Annotated in this window: 1 protein-coding gene; it reads left to right on the top strand. The window is 54.2% G+C overall.

The window, feature by feature from the left end:
• Positions 1-1,101, top strand: a 1,101-nt coding sequence (gene yidC, locus WH5701_RS00675) for a membrane protein insertase YidC (protein ID WP_006169903.1), incomplete at its 5' end; no start/stop codon positions are given.
• Positions 1,102-1,209 lie beyond the last annotated feature (108 nt).

Below are 1,209 nucleotides of genomic sequence, written 5' to 3'. Positions count from 1 at the left end.
GATTTTTTCTACGGATTGGTTCCCAGCTACGGCTTGGCCATCGTGGCTTTGACGCTGGTGATAAGAGTTGCTCTTTATCCCCTCAGTGCTGGGTCCATTCGTAGCGCTCGACGGATGCGGATCGCGCAACCCGTGATGCAAAAGCGGCAAGCCGATATCAAAGCCCGTTATGCGAGCAATCCCCAAAAGCAACAGGAGGAACTCGGCAAAGTCATGAAGGAGTTCGGCAGCCCTCTTGCAGGTTGCTTGCCTCTGCTGGTTCAAATGCCGATCCTCTTCGCACTGTTTGCAACCCTTCGGGGATCACCCTTTGCGGATGTGCCCTACACGTTGAACATGAAGGTGTTGCCGGCTGATCAAATCGCAGCCGTTGAACTCAAACCCTTCAACAGCGCCAGCCACTCAATTTTTATCGGTGAAACCGATCACGTCCCAGTGATTGCAAGCCTTCCCCGGGGCACCAAGATGGGCGTCGGCGATTCAGCCAGCGTCAATTTGCATACCAAAGACGGGCGATCCTTTTCCGACGTTCTCACCGAACTTGAGAACCCTGGGAAATTCTCACCAGCCTGGTCCGTCACCAAGGGTGATGACATCGTCCGTGTCACGGAAGACGGAACCATCACCGCTATCGCTGCCGGTGACGCCACTGTCGAAGCCAAAATTCCTGGGTTAGCCGCCCGCAGTGGCTTTTTATTCATCAAAGCCCTCGGACAGGTGGGCTTTTACGCCGACGGAGCAATCAACTGGGATATTGCGATTCTGGTGGGTGGATTCGGTTTAACCCTTTTCCTCTCTCAGCTGTTGTCGGGCATGGGAATGCCTGCCAACCCCCAACAGGCCACCGCCAACAAAATCACCCCAGTGATGATCACAGGGATGTTCCTGTTTTTTCCCCTGCCAGCTGGCGTGTTGCTTTACATGGTGATCGCCAATATTTTCCAAGCCCTCCAAACGTTCATCCTCACGAAAGAAGCCCTGCCTGAGAACTTGCAAAAGATTCTTGACCAACAGGCGTCACAACAAACAGTGACGGCAACGGCAACAGCGGGTGGCTCCAGCGATTCACGACTGCCCTTCGAACCTAAAGGCGGAAAATGATTCCAGAGCTGGAGCCAGTTGCTCTTCAAGAGCTCCGGGCCCTTGGCAGTCCAAAAACCTGGGTGTTTGAGGGGTATCTCGATGCCCTTACATCGTTAACACCCGTGC

This window comes from Synechococcus sp. WH 5701, from assembly GCF_000153045.1.
GTDB classification, from domain to species: domain Bacteria; phylum Cyanobacteriota; class Cyanobacteriia; order PCC-6307; family Cyanobiaceae; genus Regnicoccus_A; species Regnicoccus_A antarcticus.
This window is presented reverse-complemented; position numbering and strand designations above follow the sequence as displayed.